Genomic DNA, 18765 nt, shown 5'->3' with positions numbered 1-18765 from the left:
CTGTAGGGTGTGTTAGCGAAAGCGTAATGCACCATTTTGAGTTAAGCTATAATGGTACATTCATAACGTACCCTCCAAAATTAATTGGATAATTTATTTTTTGTAAGCCACATTTTTAGATAAAAAGCTTTCTTCCTTTAATAGGTCGAGCGCGTTGTAGTGGGTGAAATGGATGCCCATCTTTTGTTCGATCATCACCACGATTATTAACAAGACAGTAAAGCTTATAGCCAGAAATTAGACTTAGCACTTCTTCGTTCCGGTCCATAATTTTAGGAAACTTACCCCCACCCCAAGCTACAATAATTGATTCAGCACGTTTTGTTGCTGATTGAATATAAATATTATTTTCTGATCCTACAATATGATCAGTTGTTAGAAGAAGATCAGGACGTTTTGTAGCACGATACGCGAATAGATTAACTACTTCAAGAGAACCATAATCCCAAGATTTAGCCAAATTAATACATTTCGTGAGTGTTCTATCATCTTGTTGATGGTCAGCGGTACTTGGGTTAAGCATCACAAAAGTAACTTGTGGCAAATTTGCATCCCATTTACGCCCTAGTAAGTAGCGATAATTTCCGTCAATCTTGGCATACTTTTCCATTCCACCATACTTTCCTTTGAATTACTGTTGATTTATAAATACTAGAAGACATCAAAACAAACACAACTGTTGAGATTTTTCTAACTCTGTATTTTGCAAAGCTTTTGATTTTTTCTTCTGCGTTTCTTGCTTATATTGTTTATGCAATTTTAATAAAGTATCTGATATTTCAGATGTAGTTTTTACCAAAGAATCTAACTCTAAAGATAACTGCTGACCATTATCCTGCAAATTAGGAATTTCTAATGGTGGTAATCTCTGGGCTAAAGTTTCTTGAACTTTATCATTAATACACCATTTAGGTGGATAAAAATAATCAATTAGTTGGGGTGTTGCAGTGAATTTTGCTTTGATCTTTTTGCGATTACTTTTTAAATCAGGAAAAGCCGCTCGACAGTATTTGTCAGTTTCACAAAAAAGATTTTGACAGTCTATAGCTTGTAATGGACGACCCCAGAGAGATTGAAAATTTAAACCCAAACGTTGAAATTCATTTTCTTGATTTTCTGTCATCCAATAAATGACATCAGCATAACTTTTTCCCTCAGTATCAATAAAACATTTATTAATACCCCGTTCTGCTCCTGGTCCTGCTATGGTAAAACTATTTTCATCAAAATTAATAACTTCACTATAGTTAATATCTGTTGCTAATTGGTAAGCCATAAACTTACCTAACAATGGATATGATTCAATAATATGAAAAATCTCTTCTAAACTTTTAGCTTTGACTATGGGATTAATTACCTTATCTTTGACAACCATTTTATCAATTAATGCCAAGTGATTTTGGTGTTTTTTATCATAACCAAACTCTTTACTAGCACAGGACATATATGCACTAGTATAAATCACATATCCAAGATCCATAGCTTCTTGTAATATGGTTGAATATGCTTCTAAATCGAAGTTAGATACTGTAATATAATCTCCTATCTTGTTTTCTAAGTATTCCCATGTTTCTATTTTATTGAAAATTTTAAATAGCAAAATCCTAAATAAGACTTCTTCTTCATTTTGACTCCTATTCTCACTATAAATTACATTCTTGATCAAATATTGAGAAACCCGATCACTTACTCGATAAGCATTACAAAATTTATAAGTATTAAGAATAGGATCGCTTGTCCAGGGTGGTGGTACATTTTTAAGTTTGTTGAAAAATACTTCTTGACGCATAGCAGCAAATCGCCAATAAGTATCAAAAATTTCTTGTCTTACTTGCATATTATATTGTTCTCCTTGGTTCTCATCATCATTTATGGGGTAATAAAGTTTAGTTAAGCCTAAAAATCAACATTATCAAATTTTTAGTTGGGTTGCGCTTTTGCTTAACCCAACCTACCATTTTTTAACTTTACTTTACGCAAAGACACAAAGAGTTTTTTGTGTCTTTGCTTATTAGCCTCTACCCTTCAGTATCTCTAAAAGAGATGGTGCGAAACAAAACTCAAATAGATTGAACCTTATCCCGCAGCGTCAGGTAATGGTTTTTTGGGTGTTGCTAGTTGCAGGATGATTTCTAGTAACCAAGGGGCGAGACGTTGGCATAATACGGCTAAGTGAGATTGCCAGCCAACTAGGATTTCTGCGGTATCGTTTTCTATGCCGATGACGAGCGCTTGAGCGACTTGTTCGGGTGTCATGGGAATTACTCCCCGAAATGATTGCAAGTCACGCACCATGTCTGTTTCGGTGAGGGAAGGGAGTAGGGCGATAACGCGAATATTGTGTTGGGCGAGTTCTTGACGTAAGGCTTGGGTAAATCCGACAATGGCAAATTTAGTGGCGGAATATGTGGCCATTGTTGGGGCGGCAACTTTCCCCATTAAACTGGAGACATTGACAATGATTCCCTTTTTTTGACTAACCATGCGTTTGGCTATCAAGCTGGTGAGGGTGTACATTCCCAACAAATTGACGGAGAGTTCTTCTTGCAGTTGGGGAAGTTTTGATTGCAGAAACGAGTTTTGATGTGCGACTCCGGCACAATTTACGAGGAGATGAATTGGTCCATAACTGCGCCAAAGTTGAGCTACGGCTATGTTAACGTTGATGGAGTGGGTTAAGTCCAAAGCCATGATTGTAGTTTCTACGCCTAAAGCTTCAATTTCGGCGGCTACTTCGGCTAACTTTTGGCGATCGCGTGCTACCAATATTAACCTTTTCATGCCTTGTTTGGCTAATTCTAGGGCGATCGCTTTACCAATGCCACGAGAAGCTCCGGTAATGAGTGCAACTTTTCCTTGAATCTTCATCGGGTTTCACCTCTAAATTCTTCATTCTTCGTCTTCCTGTTGCGTTCTTGGCAATCAATAGGTAAGACAATTAATGAACAGTACACAAAAATCAAATCTCCATGCAGTGACAAGATGGAAGCTACTTTTTCTGCTCATTTGCAATACCCCTTTATTGCTTCTCGAAAGTAGAAATTCCTGGTTGTCAGCATGGGAATAATCAACATAAAAGACTTTTGGCAGGATGGATAAAGCTCATTGATTTCACCTCTTTTAAATAATCCGAGCATTCACCAGTGCTGTCGTACCCACACACACTAGCAACTAAATCAAGTTATTGCAATATTTTTTAATCAGAATTCCTGATCAGTCATTTTCGTAAGATATATATATGGCAGTCGTGATTGATATAAGTTTTTATGAATAGTCAGCAATTTATATCATGATCCCCTCACAATTCTGGGAATTTTGTGACCATGAATACATTTTTTTAAGTTATTCAAGACAATTAATCTGTTGCATTTCTAGGGGATTAATTATAATTTTTGGTGAAACAACACTAATTTATCTGTGGTCAAATATTATTATTTTGTGTAACTGCTGATAATATAGACAAATTTGCTAACGAATCCCCCAAAACAGCAGTTAAGTAAGTGGATGTAAAATAACCAAAATGTGTAACGATATGTAAATTCACCTCAATGCGTTATTGTGGTTGAGTTTTAGCCATTTCACAAAACGAAATATATTTTGATTCTCCCAAGCCCACCTACTTAAAATTACCTTGGTAACAGCTTATCAGGTTTTACTCTGCGGGTGTATTTGAAAACCCTTACTCTGTCCATAAAATACAGTTTTAAACTGTACCTGATTTGTACCAGGATTGTAGAGAGTATAGGTTGCTTGTCCTGGTATCCGTCCCACATTTCCGACCCCAATCACTTGACGAGGGGTAACTGTGACTGTTTGTGGGGAAAATTGATGATCAAGAGTAATGATTTCACTGGTAATAGATCCTGCTTGTAACTGATACTGAAAAGTTAACCCAGAACGACCGCAAAATAGATTATTTGCTTGCATTCTTGACAATCTATCTAACATTTGAATAGGAGGAGTATCCGGGGTCAATTCATCATTTACCCCCATTGTCGAACCATGTATTAATAAACAATCTAATTCAAAGAAACCAAAATCGAGCGATCGCAACCATTGTACAGTCTGACGGGAAACACAATCCCACAACATCTGCACCGTATCACCCCCATATTTTGCCAGCAATTCCGGTGCGTCTCCAGTCGGACCCAAACCATGTAAAATCAAACACTGTTCTTCCCACCATCCCTTGCAAATCATTGGTTCTAATTCACCCCGACGAGGTGATTTCACCCTTGCCACTAGCTGTTCACATTCCCGTCGCGGTCCAACTAAATCACCGATGATATACAATGCCTCTAAATAACGATTTCTCGGCTTAATATCAGCTATCACAGCCTCATAAGCTGCTAAATTTCCTTCAATTCCGCTTAAAATTGCCCACATAATCAATTTTAGATTTTAGATTTTGGATTAGTTATTAGGACTTACGCATTGAGGAAGTTCACCAAATATGAAATGTGGATTTTATCTGTTGTAGGGTGCGTCAGACCCGATAATTTCACAAAAAACAGATTTTCTCTATCTGACGCACCTACTCAATCAGTTATTCCCAAAACTGAAAACGACGCAATTTCGTTTATTCATATGATGGCAGGTTTTACATTGCCTAAATCCTAGTTATTTTATCTAGTACAAACATGAGTTGGATCATCTGCGCGTTCAGCATACTCTAAGCCACGCGCTAAACGCCACGCAAAGATTTCTGGTAATCCTTTCTCTATAATTGCTGCACAGGTTTTTTGATAATCATAGGTCACTTCTCGCAAAGTCACCCCTTGAGTATCAGTTTCATAAATTACATAAGTTGCATTTGGTCGTCCATGTCGAGGTTCTCCAACAGAACCAACATTAACAATCTTCTTCAGCGCAGATGAAAAGCTAATTTTCCGTGATGCTGCTTGATTATCAACCTGAACTTGTAACTCACCAGCATCAAGATTTCTTGTATAAGGAACATGAGTATGTCCGCAAAACAGCACATCTGCACCTGTGGAAAGTACCCGTTCTAAGGCCACAAAAGCATCGAGTTCAGGTAATAAATATTCATGATTACTATGGGGACTACCATGAACAAAAGCTAAATTTTGCCACTGGAGACTATAGGGTAAACTGGCTAAAAATTCGCGGTTTTCTGGATGAATTTCTTTATTAGTCCATTCATGAGCTTGAAAACCTCTTTTTTCTGCTAATAATGAAGGATAACTACAATCGCAAGCATTCAATCCTTCCACAACATCTTCATCCCAACAACCAGCACAGGTAGGAATATCTAAAGAGCGAATTTGGTTAATTACCGCATTAGGATGGGGTCCATATCCTACCAAATCACCAACACAAAATATCTTCTCGGCTTTTTGTTGGTTAATATCTAATAATACAGCATTTAAGGCTTCATAATTACCATGAATACATGAGATAACAGCTATTTTCATACTTGTTGACCTTCTAATAAAATTTGTTGTACTTGTTGTTGATATTGAAAAATCAAGGATTCCGATAAACAGCAATCCGATAATGTTGCTTTTAAAGCTGTTTTATCTAAATTCTTGCCTACTATTTCTATGCCACTAAACCGCTGAGGTCTACCTTGTAAATGTCGTGGTAAGTCTAATTCTAAAAAATCTATTTGGGGAACACCATTGACAAAATCACAGTAAAGAGAACGCCCATCATTAACATCGAGAATTGCCTTAGCACGGGTAACAATCCCATAAGCACCATGAGTTATTTCATACCAAAATTCATCCAAACTATTTTCATCAATAACTTGACCTGTAGTTGCTACCCGCCATAAATTTTCTCCAATTATCATGGGTGCAGGTGCGCCATATATAATTTCATTTGCCCAACTATCATATTCCGAATTTTTTAACTCCGGAGGAATAACTGCTATAGCGTGGTAAGTGCGATGATCTAATATTTTTGATACACTGTCTAATTCCAAATAAGCACCCAATTCCACATAAACACTATCTGCTGTGGGTATTTGATAAAGAAATTCAATTTCTTGACCATCACTAAAAATTCTCAACTCAGGAAATTCAGTAGCTATTTTAGTTTTATCAATAGGAACATTCCCAGTTCCTGGACAAAAATAAATGACTTTTTTAACAGATTGAACATCTCGAATTTGTTGACAAATCCAGGTAGTTTTGCCCGCACCGGATAATCCAGCAACAACAGTAATCATGGGTAAAGACATAATCAATATAAATTATAATTTACGAGAGAAAATTTCCACAGAATTAAAAAAGCAACTTCTAACCCCAGTATGACAGGCAATACCGCCAACTTGCTCAATTTTAATGAGAATTGTATCACCATCACAATCATAAAAAAGCTCTTTTACCTTTTGAATATGTGCAGATGTTGCCCCCTTATGCCATAACTGAGAACGAGAACGACTCCAATAATGAACTTCACCTGTAGCCAGAGTTTTTTGAATTGATTCTGCATTCATCCAAGCCATCATTAAAACAGTACCATCATAGTAATCTTGAGCTATAGCTGGAATTAAACCTTGCTCATTAAATTTCAGATTCCCAATCATTTCAGTAGCTAAAACCATATTTACCAAATTGATAACTTATCCCTTCTCATCTGCGTTTATCTGCGTTTATCTGCGGTCAAATATTATCATTTCGTGTAACTAATCATAATGTAGAGATAAAAAATAGCTTATCTCTACATCACACTCAGCCAATTTAAATTTCCATCAGTCAAACCCTGTTATTTAAAATTAGCATTGTGTCGAATCAAATTCATAAATTCTTCACGAGTCCGTGCGTCTTCAGAAAACACCCCACGCATGGCGCTGGTAACAGTCCAAGAACCTGGTTTTTGGACTCCTCTCATCACCATACACATATGAGTTGCTTCAATTACCACTGCAACTCCTTGAGGCTTGAGTAAACCTTGCAGTGCATTAGCAATTTGTAAAGTCAGCCTTTCTTGCACTTGTAAACGTCGAGCATACATTTCACAAATGCGGGCAATTTTTGATAAACCTATCACCTTACCATTAGGAATATAAGCAACATGAGCGCGACCAATGATTGGTAATATGTGGTGTTCGCAGGAACTAAAAATATCAATATCCCTGACTAACACCATTTCATTTGCATCTTCTGTAAATACTGCTCCATTTAGCAATTCATCTACAGATTGATCATATCCATTGGTCAGAAATTTTAAGGCTTTAACAACTCTTTTAGGAGTATCCTTTAATCCCTCACGGTCTGGATTTTCTCCTAATCCAATCAGTAAAGTGCGTACAGCTTGCATCATCTCTGCTTCTGTTACGGTTGGTTGTTGCTGATGAGATAAAGATGAAATTACATCAGCAGCAGTTAGTTCTGGACGAATGGATAAAGTCATTATTTGAATTTAATAGAATGAGTTATGACGGAAGTTAATAGTTAAATATCTATGAATAACTACTAACTAAAAAAAGAGAATTTATCAACACTTTTAAATTATAACAAACATTTGTTAAGTTTTGTGTAAATCTCATTATTATCCAGTTTTCTGCCAACAAAAACTACCTGGTTTTTAGGTTGATTAGGCCATTCGTCAGCGTTCAATGTGTAACGAGGTCCACTCAGTTGAAAAATATGACGTAAATCACTATCACTAAACCATAAAATACCCTTAGCTCGAAATACATTCTCTGGCATTTCTTCGGTTAAGAAATTCTCAAATTTATGGACATCAAATGGTCTATCGGTTTGGAAAGAAATGGAAACAAACCCATCATTTTCTAAATGATCGGAGTGATGATGGTGATGTTCATGTGCATGATGATGTTCATGTTCATGTTTATGGTGATCTTCATTATCAATGGCAATATACTGATCTTTTGGTGTTAAACCCACATCTAAAATTAGAGGTAAAGCAACTTCACCGTATTGAGTATGTAAAATTCTCGCTCCATGTTTAATATCATGGATGAAATTTTCTACTTCTTGTAGTTTTTCTGCGGTAACAAGGTCTGTTTTATTGAGGAGAATAATATCTCCATAGGTAATCTGTTTTAAAGCTGCTTCACTCTGAAAATGTTCTTCGTTAAAAGCTTCAGCATCTACTACTGTGAGAATTGAATCTATATTGGTTAGATCTCTGAGTTCTGTGCCAAAAAAAGTTAAGATAATCGGTAAGGGATCAGCTACACCTGTGGTTTCAATAACTAGATAATCAATCCGTTCTTCTCGTTCTAAAACTCGATAAACAGCATCAACTAAACCATCATTAATTGTACAACATATACAGCCATTACTAAGTTCTACCATATCTTGGTCTACAGAAATTAGTAATTGACTATCAATGTTGATATCGCCAAACTCATTAACGAGGACAGCGACTTTTAAATCTTGTTTGTTCTGAAGAATTTGATTTAAAAGTGTGGTTTTTCCACTTCCTAAAAATCCGGTAATAATAGTTACGGGCATTCCTTGTTTGGGAATTTCAGGAATGATGTTTGTTGTGTCGAGAGTGATGGTATTCATATCAAAATCTAGTGGTTTTATTTGTTGACTGTTTAAATCAGTGTTCTTAAAAGATTACTGACTTCTTTGATCTTAATGTTTTATCACTTGTAAATGATCTACAAGTTCACTTAAAGTCAAAACTCCTAAATCTCCAGCTTGTCTACTTCTGACACTCAAAGTTTTGCTTTCTACTTCTTTCTTACCAACAACGGCAACAACGGGAATTTTTTCCAATTGTGCTGTCCGAATTTGTTTCCCTAAACGTTCACCACTGCTATCTACTTCTACCCTAAATCCAACTTTTTTAAAATCTGCTGCTACTGATTTTGCATATTCTCGAAAGTCATCACTTACAGGTAACAACCGCAATTGTACAGGTGCTAACCACAAGGGGAAATCCCCTGCATAGTTCTCAATTAAAATGCCAAAAAAGCGTTCCAAAGAACCAAAAATAGCCCGATGAATCATAATTGGTCTTTGCCGACTACCATCAGCAGCAATATATTCCATATCAAACCTTTCTGGCAAATTAAAATCTACCTGAATAGTTGAACATTGCCACAAACGACCAATAGCATCTTTTATTTTAATGTCTATCTTTGGTCCATAGAAAGCTCCACCACCTGCATCAACAACATAATTCCAGCCTTTAGTATTTAAAGCTTGTTCTAGTGCTGTTGTGGCTAATTCCCAAACATCATCAGTTCCGACTGATTTATCAGGACGGGTAGAAAGATTGACCTCATATTCTTTAAAACCAAAATCTGATAAAACCTGCTCAGTGAGATTTAAAACTCCTAGTATTTCATCAGCAATTTGGTCAGGTAAACAAAAGATATGAGCATCATCTTGAGTAAATCCTCTCACTCGCATTAAACCATGTAATGCTCCAGATCGTTCATAACGATAAACAGTTCCTAATTCTGCCCATCTTAATGGTAATTCTCGGTAGGAATGAAGTTGATGTTTATAAGTTAGAACATGAAAAGGGCAATTCATAGGCTTAATTTGATAAGCCTGATTTTCCACATCTATCGAGTCAAACATACTTTCTTGATAAAAGTCAAAATGACCCGATGTTTTCCATAGGTTGAGATTGGCTATGTGAGGTGTATACAGTAATTGATAACCAGATTCTAGATGAGATTTGCGCCAATAATCTTCAATTATGTAGCGAATAATTGCGCCTTTGGGATGCCAAAATACTAAACCACCACCGGCTTCTTCTTGAATACTAAATAAGTTAAGTTCTTGACCTAACTTGCGATGATCTCGACGGAGGGCTTCTTCTCTTAGTTGGAGGTAATTTTCTAATTCTGCTTTTGTTTGCCAAGCTGTCCCGTAAATCCGTTGTAGCTGAGGTTTAGTTTCATCACCTTGCCAATAAGCACCAGCAACATTTAATAATTTAAAGGCATGAGGATCAATTTCACCAGTAAAGTTAATGTGAGGACCTGCACACAAATCCCACCAATAGTTATTCGCTGGTTGAATATCTGTGACAAACAATGAAGTTTCTGAATTACCAGTTTCAGGAGTACCAATGAAGTAGCGGGTGATAATTTCTGATTTGGGTATACGTTCTAAGATTTCTAGCTTGTAAGGCTCGTTTAATTCGGCAATTTCGGCGCGAATTTCGGCTCGTTCCACCTCTTCCCGGATAATAGGTAGGTTAACTTTGATTATCCGTTGCATTTCGATTTCAATTTTTTCTAAGTCATCGGGGGTGATGCTGACTGGACAATCAAAATCGTAGTAAAATCCAATTTCTGTGACGGGTCCAATTGCTACCTTAGTCCCTGGAAATAGTCTTTGTACCGCCATAGCCATGATATGGGCGCTGGTGTGCCGAATTCGTGTAAGTTTGTCGTCTTCGTGCAGGTTCAAGGTGTCTTGAGACTGGGTTATTGAACTGACCATATCAAACAAAAATGAGAATCGTTATCATAATAACGCAAAAAGGTGTGAATGTTACTAATTTTGGGGAAAATATTTTGAAGTCTAATTTATTACTTGCCTTGGTGACTAGAAGTCGCGGCTATACAGACAAAACCCACCTGCGTGGGTTTCAAACCTTTGATTTTTCATTAGTCCACGCAGGTGGTCACTGAGCTTGCCGATAGCGTAGTGTGGCGTTAGCTATAGTGTGGACTTGGTTTGTGTAGGAGCTTATCTCTGACGGAAGCCGGAGGCATCTTTAATAATCCCATAATTGCCGGAAACTTTTCAAACATCCTCTTAGCTGGCTTTGACTTCCGTGATACTATGGGAAAAAGATACACTGGGATTAACGATCGCTGGGACAATTTTTTCACAAGCCATTCTTGCACCGGATAAATTTCTGGCGGTGGGTCCAACTTGTAAAGCTGCTAAACCACCCATGATAAATAATTCACAACTAGGCCAACGCAGATAGCTGTCTAAAACTGGCAAACCTTTAACAATTTGGATGGGATAAGCGGTTAAGATATCCTGCAATAATGGTTCAGTGGTGACATCGAATTTAGTACCTGTGGCTAACCAAATATAATCACACTCGAATATATTACCATCGCTACATTCTACCTGCCAATTATGACTTAACCATTCAGCTTTAACTATTTGACAGTTTTCATCAATTCTAATATTACCACGATGATGTTCTTTGCGTAATTGGGTGGCGATCGCTGGTGTCATAGAACCACCGTCTCTAGCTTGCTGGATCATCATCCACCGTTGTTCCCAATCTCCTTCAAAAAATCCTTTGAGATATTTTGGTCCTAACCAACCCGGTTCAGCATCAAATAGTTTTTCTGATAACTGTCTTCGGATCATCAAATTGACTTTTGTACCATGAGCGATCGCACCTACAGCCAAATGTCCACTTGTCAAACCACCACCAACAATTAAGACTCTTTGAGACTTTAACTTTAATTTACGTAAATCTACAGTTTGAGAATGGCAAAGTTTATGTTCTGGATAGGGTGAAGGAATCTGACTTACCCAATCAGGGATATGTATCTTACCACTACCAGTTGCCAACACAACTCGCCGGGCAGTTACCATTTGTCCATCTTCTAACCATAGCTGGAATTGAGGACGAAAATGATCAAATGACGGTTTAACACTACTTACAGCCAAAGGGATAACCTGCTCCTGCAACTGATAGGATGTAATCACATCCTCACAAAAATCTTCAAATAGGCGCGTTCCAGGTAAATCATAGGGGGGAAATAGTTCCTCAGACCGAGATTCAGAAAATTTCCTTAAAGCGAAGGGGTTGGGGTGGGGATGATGAACAGCAGGAGAGCGCAAATGAGGAATTTCCAAAGCCGCAAATTGCTGTTTCCAGTTACTTATCCATGTACCACTGGGATCAAACACTACAATTTTACCCTTCATTGTTTGCCGTTTTTGCAGCAAATGGGCAACTAAGGTAAGAGCATGAGGACCAGCACCAATAATTGCTAAGTCAATTTTTGCAGGAACTGTAGTCATAATAAATAATAGGGAGATAAGGACTGGCAGCTATTACATCAACATCAGTGCCACTTCTTTAGCAAAATAAGTCAAGATTAAATCAGCACCAGCCCGCTTCATGCTGGTTAAAGTCTCTAAAATCACCTTTTTCTCATCAATCCAACCATGTTGAGCCGCAGCTTTAATCATTGCGTATTCACCACTAACGTTATAAGCTGCAACGGGTAAATTTGTTGCTGCTTTTACTTGACATATTATGTCTAGATATGCTAAGGCTGGTTTGACCATAATCATATCTGCACCTTCAGCAATATCCAATTCAATTTCTTTTAAAGCTTCTTTGGCGTTAGCTGCGTCCATTTGATAGGTTTTTTTGTCGCCAAATTTGGGGGCTGAATCTAAAGCGTCCCGGAATGGTCCATAGTAGGCTGAGGCGTATTTTGCTGAGTATGCCAAAATCCCGACATTGATATAACCTTCAGCGTCTAAAGCTTGACGGATTGCGCCGATTCTACCATCCATCATATCCGAAGGAGCAACAAAATCCGCGCCGGCTTCTGCTTGGGAAAGTGCCATTTTTACTAACACTTCTATGGTTTGATCATTGAGAATTTTGCCATTTTCATCAACTAAACCATCATGGCTATGAGTTGTGAAGGGGTCTAGAGCAACATCAGTAATAATGATGATTTCTGGAACTGCATTTTTAATGGCTTTGACGGTTTCCTGCACCAATCCCTCTGAGTTGTAGCTTTCTGTAGCTGTGTCGTCTTTTTGTTCTTCGGGAATAACTGGGAATAGTGCGATCGCATTAATACCCAATTGTGACACTGCGGCTATTTCTTCCAGGAGTAAATCTAAAGAATAACGATAACATCCTGGCATGGAAACAATTTCTATTTTTGTGCTTTCACCTTCCATGACAAACATCGGATAGATCAGATCATCTACAGTTAAAATCGTTTCCCGCACCATTTTTCGGAGGGTTGCAGTGCGACGGAGACGACGGGGACGTTGAGTCAGATGTAAGGCTTGATTGGTAGACGAGTTCTCAGACGACATAATAGCTCTGTAAAAATGATAATCATTATTATAGTCGTATTACATAAGTCCTAACAACAATACCTTCTCCATTTTTTGTAGGTTGGATTAAGCGACAGCGCAACCCAAGGTATTTGTTGGGTGAGCCTCCCGTCAGGGATACGTCCCTCAACCTCAATCCAACCTACAAATCAAGACTTTTTTCAATTGGAACGAGAATCTTGAGGTAAAATCATTTCCCGAATGGCTGTGGCTGTGGCTGGGGCGAGTAAAACCCCATTGCGGTAGTGTCCCGTAGCTAGGAGTATATTTGTAAAACCCGGTAGTTTATCAATTACTGGTGCAGGTCTGCCTTCTGGACGGGGGCGCAACCCTGACCAAGTGCGGAGAACCTTGGCTGCGGATAACTCTGGGGCGAAGGCGATCGCCTGTTGTCTGACAATATCCAATAATTCCTGACTTGCAGATATTTGATTTTCATGATTGGGAAATTCTATGGTTGCTCCCACCCAATAATCACCATTTCCCATTGGTACAATATGCACATCATTACCAGTAATTACAGGTTGAAAATCGGGATTTCCTAAACTGCGTCCTAAGCTCAAATATAAAGCTTGTCCCAGCACTGGACGGATATTTACCATTTGATCTAATTGTGCAGTTAAGGCTGTTGAACCCAAACCCGCAGACACAATAAACCAATCAGCGGTAACTTTGCCCTCTGTAGTTTCAATAAAATTACATTTATGCGCTTCTCCCAATCCTTTTTTGATGTGTAAAGGTGTTGGGGAAGGAGGAGGAGGCGTTTCTGTGCCGGTCACAGACACACCAAACTTGAAATTTACGCCATTACGTTGGGCTGCATCTACTAAAGCTAAAGTTAAAGCTGTGGCATTTAGTTGTAAGTCTTCAGGAGAATAGACAGCACCAATAATTTGCGGATGACTGATTTGGGGACAATATTTTTGCAGTTGTTCTTGATCCCAAACTTGTAATTCCCAACCTTGGGATTGGCGAATTTCTCGCAGTTGTTCCCATTCGGAAAGGACTTCAACGCCACTTTCTAAGGGACGCTCTAAGTTTTCTGATAATAGCATTACGATTCCTTGCCGATTACAAGGGATTTTCCGCCCTGTAATTCCTTCTAATTCAGGAATCAAAGTTTCATAGCGTTGGATGCTACTTTGTCGCATTCGCCAAGCAATACCCTTGGTTTTATGGCTAATTACGCCCATTAATACACCGAGAGCGGCGCTGGTAGAACCTTGTGCTGGTTGTTTTTGCTCGAAAACGGTGATGTTTAAACCTTTAACTTGGCTGAGTTCATAGGCGATCGCCGCCCCAACCACCCCACAGCCGATAATTACTACATTCATGGTTTTTGCGCTTGAGTTAGGGGTGAAGCATGAAAAGTCTTCCCTATCTCTGACTCTCCACCTTATCACTCCATTACCCTAGCATTTTGTGATTCAAGACTCGAAAGGAGGCAGGGGAGCAGGGGGCAGGGGGCAGGGGAGAAATTTCATTCTCTATTCTTCAATTTCTTTCTTCTGAACTCCTGACTCCTGACTCGGTGACTCCTGACTCCTGACTCCTCTTTTAGCTACTCTTTTCGGGAACTAGTTCTAGGAATTTGTCAATATCCGCAAACGCTTCTTGGTATTTACTCGCAGCTAGGCTAATATTACCCGCAGCAGCAGCTTGATCAATTCTTACTAGGTCATTCAACAAGTCTTTGCTAATTTGTCGAGCTTGAGCTTGGTTTTGCTTGGCTAGGTTGGGAATGATATAAGTCATATTTAACCTAGCTTCTGTCATCGGTCCGTGAATAAAATTACCCACTTTCACCCATTCACCTGCTTTAATCAGGTTTTGGAGTTCGAGAGAGCGATCGCGCACCATCTGAATTCCGGGAACATATTCCTGAATTTTCGCAACTTCCGCCGCCGTATAAGATGGTGGTACAGTAGCAACAGTAGGACTACCACAACTAATCAAAAATGTGGCTAATAGTACAAAAATCAGTGAAAAAATAGAACGTTGACGCACCATAAATGGAAATTAATTTTTTGTTTGTTTACAGATTAACAGTGTTATTTTAGATCGCTATGTAATGAACCGTTACAATTAACTCAGGTTTTTCTGTCTTGATCTTCCCCGCAGACCAACCGCATAGAGGAGTATTATTGAGTGAACGCAGCCGAACAAGCCACAAACCTAGAATTTGCCAGCAAAATTGCTACGGTAGTAAATTTATTTAAATATGAATTTCCTGATGTCAAATCCGATCTTAAACCCTGGCACAATGACCCAGAAACCAGAGAACTAGTAGATCCAGATTCTATAGACATTGGTTTTCACTTTCCTGGCATTAGCAAATCTTGGCGCTGTCGGAGTATTTTGATTCAAATCCGATTTTATCAAGATCCGATTAATAATCACCGTCGCGCCATTGGTGTCGAAGCCGCTGGATTTGATCACAGTGGGGAAGTTTGGCGACTTTCCACTATTGAAACCTGGAGTTTTGTCGGTGACTCCACACCCTCTGCTGAAGTTCGGGAAAAACTGAAACAGGTTTGTCGGCAAATTTTAGAGGTGTTTAATCAGCCGAGTCTGTAAAAATGAGAGTATTGAAAAAATAGTAGAAAAAGCTCTTGAAGATGGTCACTTATACTCCGCAAGGGAATAAATTGAGCTTTTGCTTCAAGGTAATATATGGATGTAAAAACCCAAGTTAAGTAGTGAGACAGAATTAATTACACAATGTCATTGCGTAAGCGTTGCGTGGCGTTAGCCATATGGAACGAAGTGAAATGAAGCAATTCCAAGGGTTGTGATTGCTTCCCTTCCCTTGCAATGACTGTAAATATTTTTGTCCAATTACTTATTACCTTCTCAAGTATAACACCGACAATGGAGGCAGGAGTTGGGCATACAGTAAAAGACTTTTATTCCTGAATTCTTACTGCTTTCATATTTTTATTCACGTACTAATACTTGTGTACCTATACTTACTTGGCTATACAACATTCTGACATCAGAATTACGCATTCTTAGACAACCGTGGGAAACAGCCGCCCCTAATAAATCAACATTTGGTGTGCCATGAAAGCCGAGTTGATTCCGACCATCAGACCAAAAACCAATCCATCTATCCCCTAAAGGACTGTCAGAACCGCCCTCGAAAACAGCATTTGTAATGGGATGTCGCCAAATGGGGTCGTGTTCCTTGTGGATGATTTTAAAGTTGCCTGTTGGTGTTTCCCAACCTTTTTTACCGATAGCAATGGGATAACTAGCTATTATTTCATTATATTGAGAAACATAGACACGGCGATCGCTCAAATCTACCACTACTTGAGTTGTATTTGATACTGGTATTGATCCCTGAGAACTCTTGACCGGATCTGTAACTTGATCCTGATTTGACCTTTGTGTTCTCCAAACAGCAGCTTTTTGGGGAGAGTTAGGCACAGAAGCCGCAATTGCACTGTTGCCAATTTCCACTGATGAACCCTGTGGATAAATCTCTGTGGATATAGACTGATTTAATTGTCCTGTTGTTCTCATATTGTGCCAATGGACAGCCAGAGATAAAATTGCTGTACCAAAACAGAGAAACATGACCATACTCGCTACAGATTCATTTCTTGCCATTGCCATCGCCTATTCATAAGAATACCCGGTAAGTGGGAAACGAGCGCGTCTTTAGACCTGAGAGGGAAACGACACGAGCGGTTTTAACCGCTGTGGATATTAAAATTGAAACCAGATTTTTGATTGGAATCTGGAAACCAACTCCCATTTCTGGGGTAATGTTAGCCGATGCCTACGGCACGCTGCGCGAACGAACTGTTATAAGAGCTTGCTTAAGCTTGCAACACTGTTCCTGTTACCTTAGAACTGTTTAATCACAAGCGACAGAGCAGGGAACTGGCAACGCATTCGGTGGGTGTCGTGACTCAAATAACGGCTACCCTTCGACTACGCTCAGGGTGGTCTGGTCAGTACGGCTTGCTTGATTACTCTTGCAAGCCCAGTCCCTTTAGGGCTGGGTTACTGACACTTACTTGACGATGGAATAAAATGCTGAAAACTCCTTTCTATATATATTTCCGTGTTCCGATTATAAATCCGTCACCTTACCGAGGAACTTTTGATCTACAATCTAGTCTAATGGAAGGGAGTGATTTAACGCCAATCTGATCCATGAGTCAATCCATTAGTGTATCCTGGTCAACAGTGGATGCCACCTATCCAATAGCATCGGTGCAAGTTGACAAACTCTCAAACAACGATCTTATTTTGCGCTGTCAAGTCGGATTGCGTCCAGAACGTGCTGCCTTTTCAGAACTGTTACGTCGCTACCAGACTCAAGTTGATCGAGTTTTATATCATTTAGCCCCCGATTGGTCTGATAGAGCCGATTTAGCCCAGGAAGTTTGGATTCGTGTCTATAGGAATATTAACCGACTACAAGAACCTGCCAAGTTCCGGGGGTGGTTAAGCCGCATTGCCACAAATTTGTTCTATGATGAATTACGTAAACGCAAACGGGTCGCTAGTCCCTTATCATTAGATGCTCCCCGCACCTTAGATGATGGGGAAATGGATTGGGAAATTGCCGGTGATACCCCAAGTCCAGATGAGCAACTAACTACTAGAGAATTTTATGAACAGTTGCGAGAAGCGATCGCCGACTTACCAGAAGTTTTTCGGACTACAATTGTTTTAAGAGAAATTGAAGGCATGGCCTATGAAGAAATTGCCGAAATTACCGGAGTTTCCCTGGGAACGGTGAAATCTAGAATAGCTAGAGCCAGATCAAGATTACAAACTCAGTTACAAAGCTATCTAGATACATAATCTACACCATGTTTCCTCAATTCTATGGCAGATTTTAAGAAATATTAAGGACTGTCAACGAAAATATATATTTTCTGCCATTGAGAAGCAAAAATGAATCAACGGGTACTATAAATATGGAGAAGCGCGATTGTTTCGAGTTATTAAGTGCTTACCTGGATGGCGAAGTTACAGCTACTGAACGCAGGCAAGTTGAAGAGTGGCTATTAACTGATGCCTCAATTAAATGCCTATACAAGAGACTATTAAATCTTAGAAAAGGCTTGCATAACATCCCTGTTCCCGCCAACTCTCAGTCATCAGAAGCAACGATTAACCAAGTTTTAGTCCGTGTTAATCGCCGTTATCGCTTGAACTGGATGTTAGGTAGTGCAGCCGCATTAGCTTGTATTTTGGGAACAATATCTGGTTTATGGCCAAGTAATTCCAGAATGCTAGAAATAGCCACAACACAACCAACAGAATTAACACCAACAGCCGCAGATTCGCCCTTAATGGTGGCTTTAAATAACCCAGTTATTGAAATTCCCAAAACAGCAGTAGCTCCTAGCGAGAAGCCAGTTAACAACCTCAATTAATTAATAGCTAAACTGTCACCACTCTAGCAAGCATCAGTGAGTATGCCTCCTAGCTGTTCAACTTTTTATGATGTCATAAAATACACCCAAACCAAATCTAAAAGTGAGCCGTTTAGCTTACAAACCTCTATTTACTGGCGATTATAGAGGTTTTTTGATGTCGGTTGATTTCTAAACGAAACGTAAAAAGCAAGTTTGGCAAGAATTTTAGGTTGTAAGTGGAAGAATATCGAAAAAATTAAATGAATCGGATTTCTTATAATGTCTGATCAAAAATTTGATTCATCAATACTTTTAGTAATTGTAGATAAGTAGGTTGGCGTTGAAAATTG

General features: G+C 38.9%; 19 protein-coding genes. 4 read left to right on the top strand and 15 right to left on the bottom strand.

The annotated features are described in order from the left end of the window. Window positions 1-115: 115 nt before the first annotated feature. The 10 genes from NG743_RS12725 to thrS all read right to left on the bottom strand — a co-directional run bounded on the left by NG743_RS12725 (window position 116) and on the right by thrS (window position 10409). Window positions 116-610 carry a DUF1643 domain-containing protein gene (locus NG743_RS12725; protein ID WP_193891016.1) on the bottom strand — a complete coding sequence of 165 codons (495 nt, stop codon included), beginning with the start codon at window positions 608-610 and terminating at the stop codon, window positions 116-118. A gap of 51 nt (window positions 611-661) precedes the next feature. Next, the gene (locus tag NG743_RS12720) at window positions 662-1837 is read right to left on the bottom strand and encodes a nucleotide kinase domain-containing protein (RefSeq protein WP_193891018.1); all 1176 of its coding nucleotides are present in this window, start codon (window positions 1835-1837) and stop codon (window positions 662-664) included. Between the two features lie 239 nt (window positions 1838-2076). Further along, entirely contained in the window at window positions 2077-2868 is a 792-nt protein-coding gene (locus tag NG743_RS12715; protein WP_027403149.1) for an SDR family NAD(P)-dependent oxidoreductase, read from the bottom strand. A 777-nt stretch (window positions 2869-3645) separates the two neighbouring features. Continuing rightward, on the bottom strand, window positions 3646-4392 hold the full coding sequence (locus NG743_RS12710) for a metallophosphatase (protein ID WP_152540470.1): 747 nt from the start codon (window positions 4390-4392) through the stop codon (window positions 3646-3648). A 233-nt stretch (window positions 4393-4625) separates the two neighbouring features. Continuing rightward, window positions 4626-5435 carry a metallophosphoesterase family protein gene (locus tag NG743_RS12705; protein WP_027403147.1) on the bottom strand — a complete coding sequence of 270 codons (810 nt, stop codon included), beginning with the start codon at window positions 5433-5435 and terminating at the stop codon, window positions 4626-4628. Next, window positions 5432-6205, bottom strand: coding sequence for a CobW C-terminal domain-containing protein (locus tag NG743_RS12700; protein ID WP_027403146.1), 774 nt, complete (start codon window positions 6203-6205; stop codon window positions 5432-5434). The genes NG743_RS12705 and NG743_RS12700 overlap by 4 nt, the downstream gene beginning before the upstream one ends. Window positions 6206-6217: 12 nt before the next feature. Further along, a complete protein-coding gene (hisI, locus tag NG743_RS12695) occupies window positions 6218-6571 on the bottom strand; it encodes a phosphoribosyl-AMP cyclohydrolase (RefSeq protein WP_257122073.1) in 354 nt (117 codons plus the stop codon). 161 nt (window positions 6572-6732) lie between these two features. Beyond that, window positions 6733-7380 (bottom strand): GTP cyclohydrolase I FolE, encoded by a 648-nt coding sequence (folE, locus tag NG743_RS12690; protein WP_027403144.1) that lies wholly within the window; start codon window positions 7378-7380, stop codon window positions 6733-6735. Between the two features lie 98 nt (window positions 7381-7478). After that, window positions 7479-8507 carry a CobW family GTP-binding protein gene (locus tag NG743_RS12685; RefSeq protein WP_027403143.1) on the bottom strand — a complete coding sequence of 343 codons (1029 nt, stop codon included), beginning with the start codon at window positions 8505-8507 and terminating at the stop codon, window positions 7479-7481. A 72-nt stretch (window positions 8508-8579) separates the two neighbouring features. Further along, window positions 8580-10409, bottom strand: a complete 1830-nt coding sequence (thrS, locus tag NG743_RS12680; protein WP_027403142.1) for a threonine--tRNA ligase — start codon at window positions 10407-10409, stop codon at window positions 8580-8582. Between the two features lie 11 nt (window positions 10410-10420). Here thrS and NG743_RS12675 point away from each other — a divergent pair, with 11 nt between their 5' ends. Next, a complete protein-coding gene (locus NG743_RS12675) occupies window positions 10421-10600 on the top strand; it encodes a hypothetical protein (RefSeq protein ID WP_035082542.1) in 180 nt (59 codons plus the stop codon). A 127-nt stretch (window positions 10601-10727) separates the two neighbouring features. Here NG743_RS12675 and NG743_RS12670 read toward each other — a convergent pair whose 3' ends face one another. The 4 genes from NG743_RS12670 to psbQ form a co-directional block, all read right to left on the bottom strand. Continuing rightward, entirely contained in the window at window positions 10728-11966 is a 1239-nt protein-coding gene (locus NG743_RS12670) for an FAD-dependent oxidoreductase (protein ID WP_035082540.1), read from the bottom strand. Window positions 11967-11999: 33 nt separating this feature from the next. Then, window positions 12000-13010, bottom strand: a complete 1011-nt coding sequence (hemB, locus tag NG743_RS12665; protein ID WP_027403140.1) for a porphobilinogen synthase — start codon at window positions 13008-13010, stop codon at window positions 12000-12002. Window positions 13011-13192: 182 nt separating this feature from the next. Further along, window positions 13193-14365 (bottom strand): NAD(P)/FAD-dependent oxidoreductase, encoded by a 1173-nt coding sequence (locus tag NG743_RS12660; protein ID WP_027403139.1) that lies wholly within the window; start codon window positions 14363-14365, stop codon window positions 13193-13195. A 223-nt stretch (window positions 14366-14588) separates the two neighbouring features. Further along, window positions 14589-15041: a photosystem II protein PsbQ gene (psbQ, locus tag NG743_RS12655; RefSeq protein WP_027403138.1), complete on the bottom strand. Its 453-nt coding sequence runs from the start codon at window positions 15039-15041 to the stop codon at window positions 14589-14591. A gap of 138 nt (window positions 15042-15179) precedes the next feature. On the opposite strand from psbQ, the gene NG743_RS12650 reads away from it, so the two are divergent. After that, window positions 15180-15608 carry a Tery_1686 family protein gene (locus NG743_RS12650; protein WP_027403137.1) on the top strand — a complete coding sequence of 143 codons (429 nt, stop codon included), beginning with the start codon at window positions 15180-15182 and terminating at the stop codon, window positions 15606-15608. Window positions 15609-15968: 360 nt separating this feature from the next. Here the strand turns inward: NG743_RS12650 and NG743_RS12645 are convergent, their stop codons facing one another. Beyond that, on the bottom strand, window positions 15969-16652 hold the full coding sequence (locus tag NG743_RS12645) for a L,D-transpeptidase (RefSeq protein WP_027403136.1): 684 nt from the start codon (window positions 16650-16652) through the stop codon (window positions 15969-15971). Window positions 16653-17198: 546 nt separating this feature from the next. Between NG743_RS12645 and NG743_RS12640 the strand changes: the two genes are divergently transcribed. Together NG743_RS12640 and NG743_RS12635 are read left to right on the top strand one after the other, a co-directional pair. Continuing rightward, entirely contained in the window at window positions 17199-17855 is a 657-nt protein-coding gene (locus tag NG743_RS12640; protein ID WP_027403135.1) for an RNA polymerase sigma factor SigG, read from the top strand. Window positions 17856-17971: 116 nt separating this feature from the next. After that, on the top strand, window positions 17972-18433 hold the full coding sequence (locus tag NG743_RS12635; protein ID WP_027403134.1) for an anti-sigma factor family protein: 462 nt from the start codon (window positions 17972-17974) through the stop codon (window positions 18431-18433). Window positions 18434-18765: the final 332 nt, after the last annotated feature.

The organism is Dolichospermum heterosporum TAC447 (assembly GCF_024584745.1).
Classification (GTDB): domain Bacteria; phylum Cyanobacteriota; class Cyanobacteriia; order Cyanobacteriales; family Nostocaceae; genus Dolichospermum; species Dolichospermum heterosporum.
The sequence above is the reverse complement of the archived record's forward strand: the minus strand, read 5'-3'. Positions and strand labels throughout refer to the sequence as shown.

Coding starts and splice junctions, on each gene's coding strand:
- NG743_RS12725 (WP_193891016.1), bottom strand. CDS start 610: ATGGAAAAGTATGCCAAGATTGACGGAAATTATCGCTACTTACTAGGG.
- NG743_RS12720 (WP_193891018.1), bottom strand. CDS start 1,837: ATGCAAGTAAGACAAGAAATTTTTGATACTTATTGGCGATTTGCTGCT.
- NG743_RS12715 (WP_027403149.1), bottom strand. CDS start 2,868: ATGAAGATTCAAGGAAAAGTTGCACTCATTACCGGAGCTTCTCGTGGC.
- NG743_RS12705 (WP_027403147.1), bottom strand. CDS start 5,435: ATGAAAATAGCTGTTATCTCATGTATTCATGGTAATTATGAAGCCTTA.
- NG743_RS12700 (WP_027403146.1), bottom strand. CDS start 6,205: ATGTCTTTACCCATGATTACTGTTGTTGCTGGATTATCCGGTGCGGGC.
- hisI (WP_257122073.1), bottom strand. CDS start 6,571: ATGGTTTTAGCTACTGAAATGATTGGGAATCTGAAATTTAATGAGCAA.
- folE (WP_027403144.1), bottom strand. CDS start 7,380: ATGACTTTATCCATTCGTCCAGAACTAACTGCTGCTGATGTAATTTCA.
- NG743_RS12685 (WP_027403143.1), bottom strand. CDS start 8,507: ATGAATACCATCACTCTCGACACAACAAACATCATTCCTGAAATTCCC.
- thrS (WP_027403142.1), bottom strand. CDS start 10,409: ATGGTCAGTTCAATAACCCAGTCTCAAGACACCTTGAACCTGCACGAA.
- NG743_RS12675 (WP_035082542.1), top strand. CDS start 10,421: ATGAGAATCGTTATCATAATAACGCAAAAAGGTGTGAATGTTACTAAT.
- NG743_RS12670 (WP_035082540.1), bottom strand. CDS start 11,966: ATGACTACAGTTCCTGCAAAAATTGACTTAGCAATTATTGGTGCTGGT.
- hemB (WP_027403140.1), bottom strand. CDS start 13,010: ATGTCGTCTGAGAACTCGTCTACCAATCAAGCCTTACATCTGACTCAA.
- NG743_RS12660 (WP_027403139.1), bottom strand. CDS start 14,365: ATGAATGTAGTAATTATCGGCTGTGGGGTGGTTGGGGCGGCGATCGCC.
- psbQ (WP_027403138.1), bottom strand. CDS start 15,041: ATGGTGCGTCAACGTTCTATTTTTTCACTGATTTTTGTACTATTAGCC.
- NG743_RS12645 (WP_027403136.1), bottom strand. CDS start 16,652: ATGGCAATGGCAAGAAATGAATCTGTAGCGAGTATGGTCATGTTTCTC.
- NG743_RS12640 (WP_027403135.1), top strand. CDS start 17,199: ATGAGTCAATCCATTAGTGTATCCTGGTCAACAGTGGATGCCACCTAT.
- NG743_RS12635 (WP_027403134.1), top strand. CDS start 17,972: ATGGAGAAGCGCGATTGTTTCGAGTTATTAAGTGCTTACCTGGATGGC.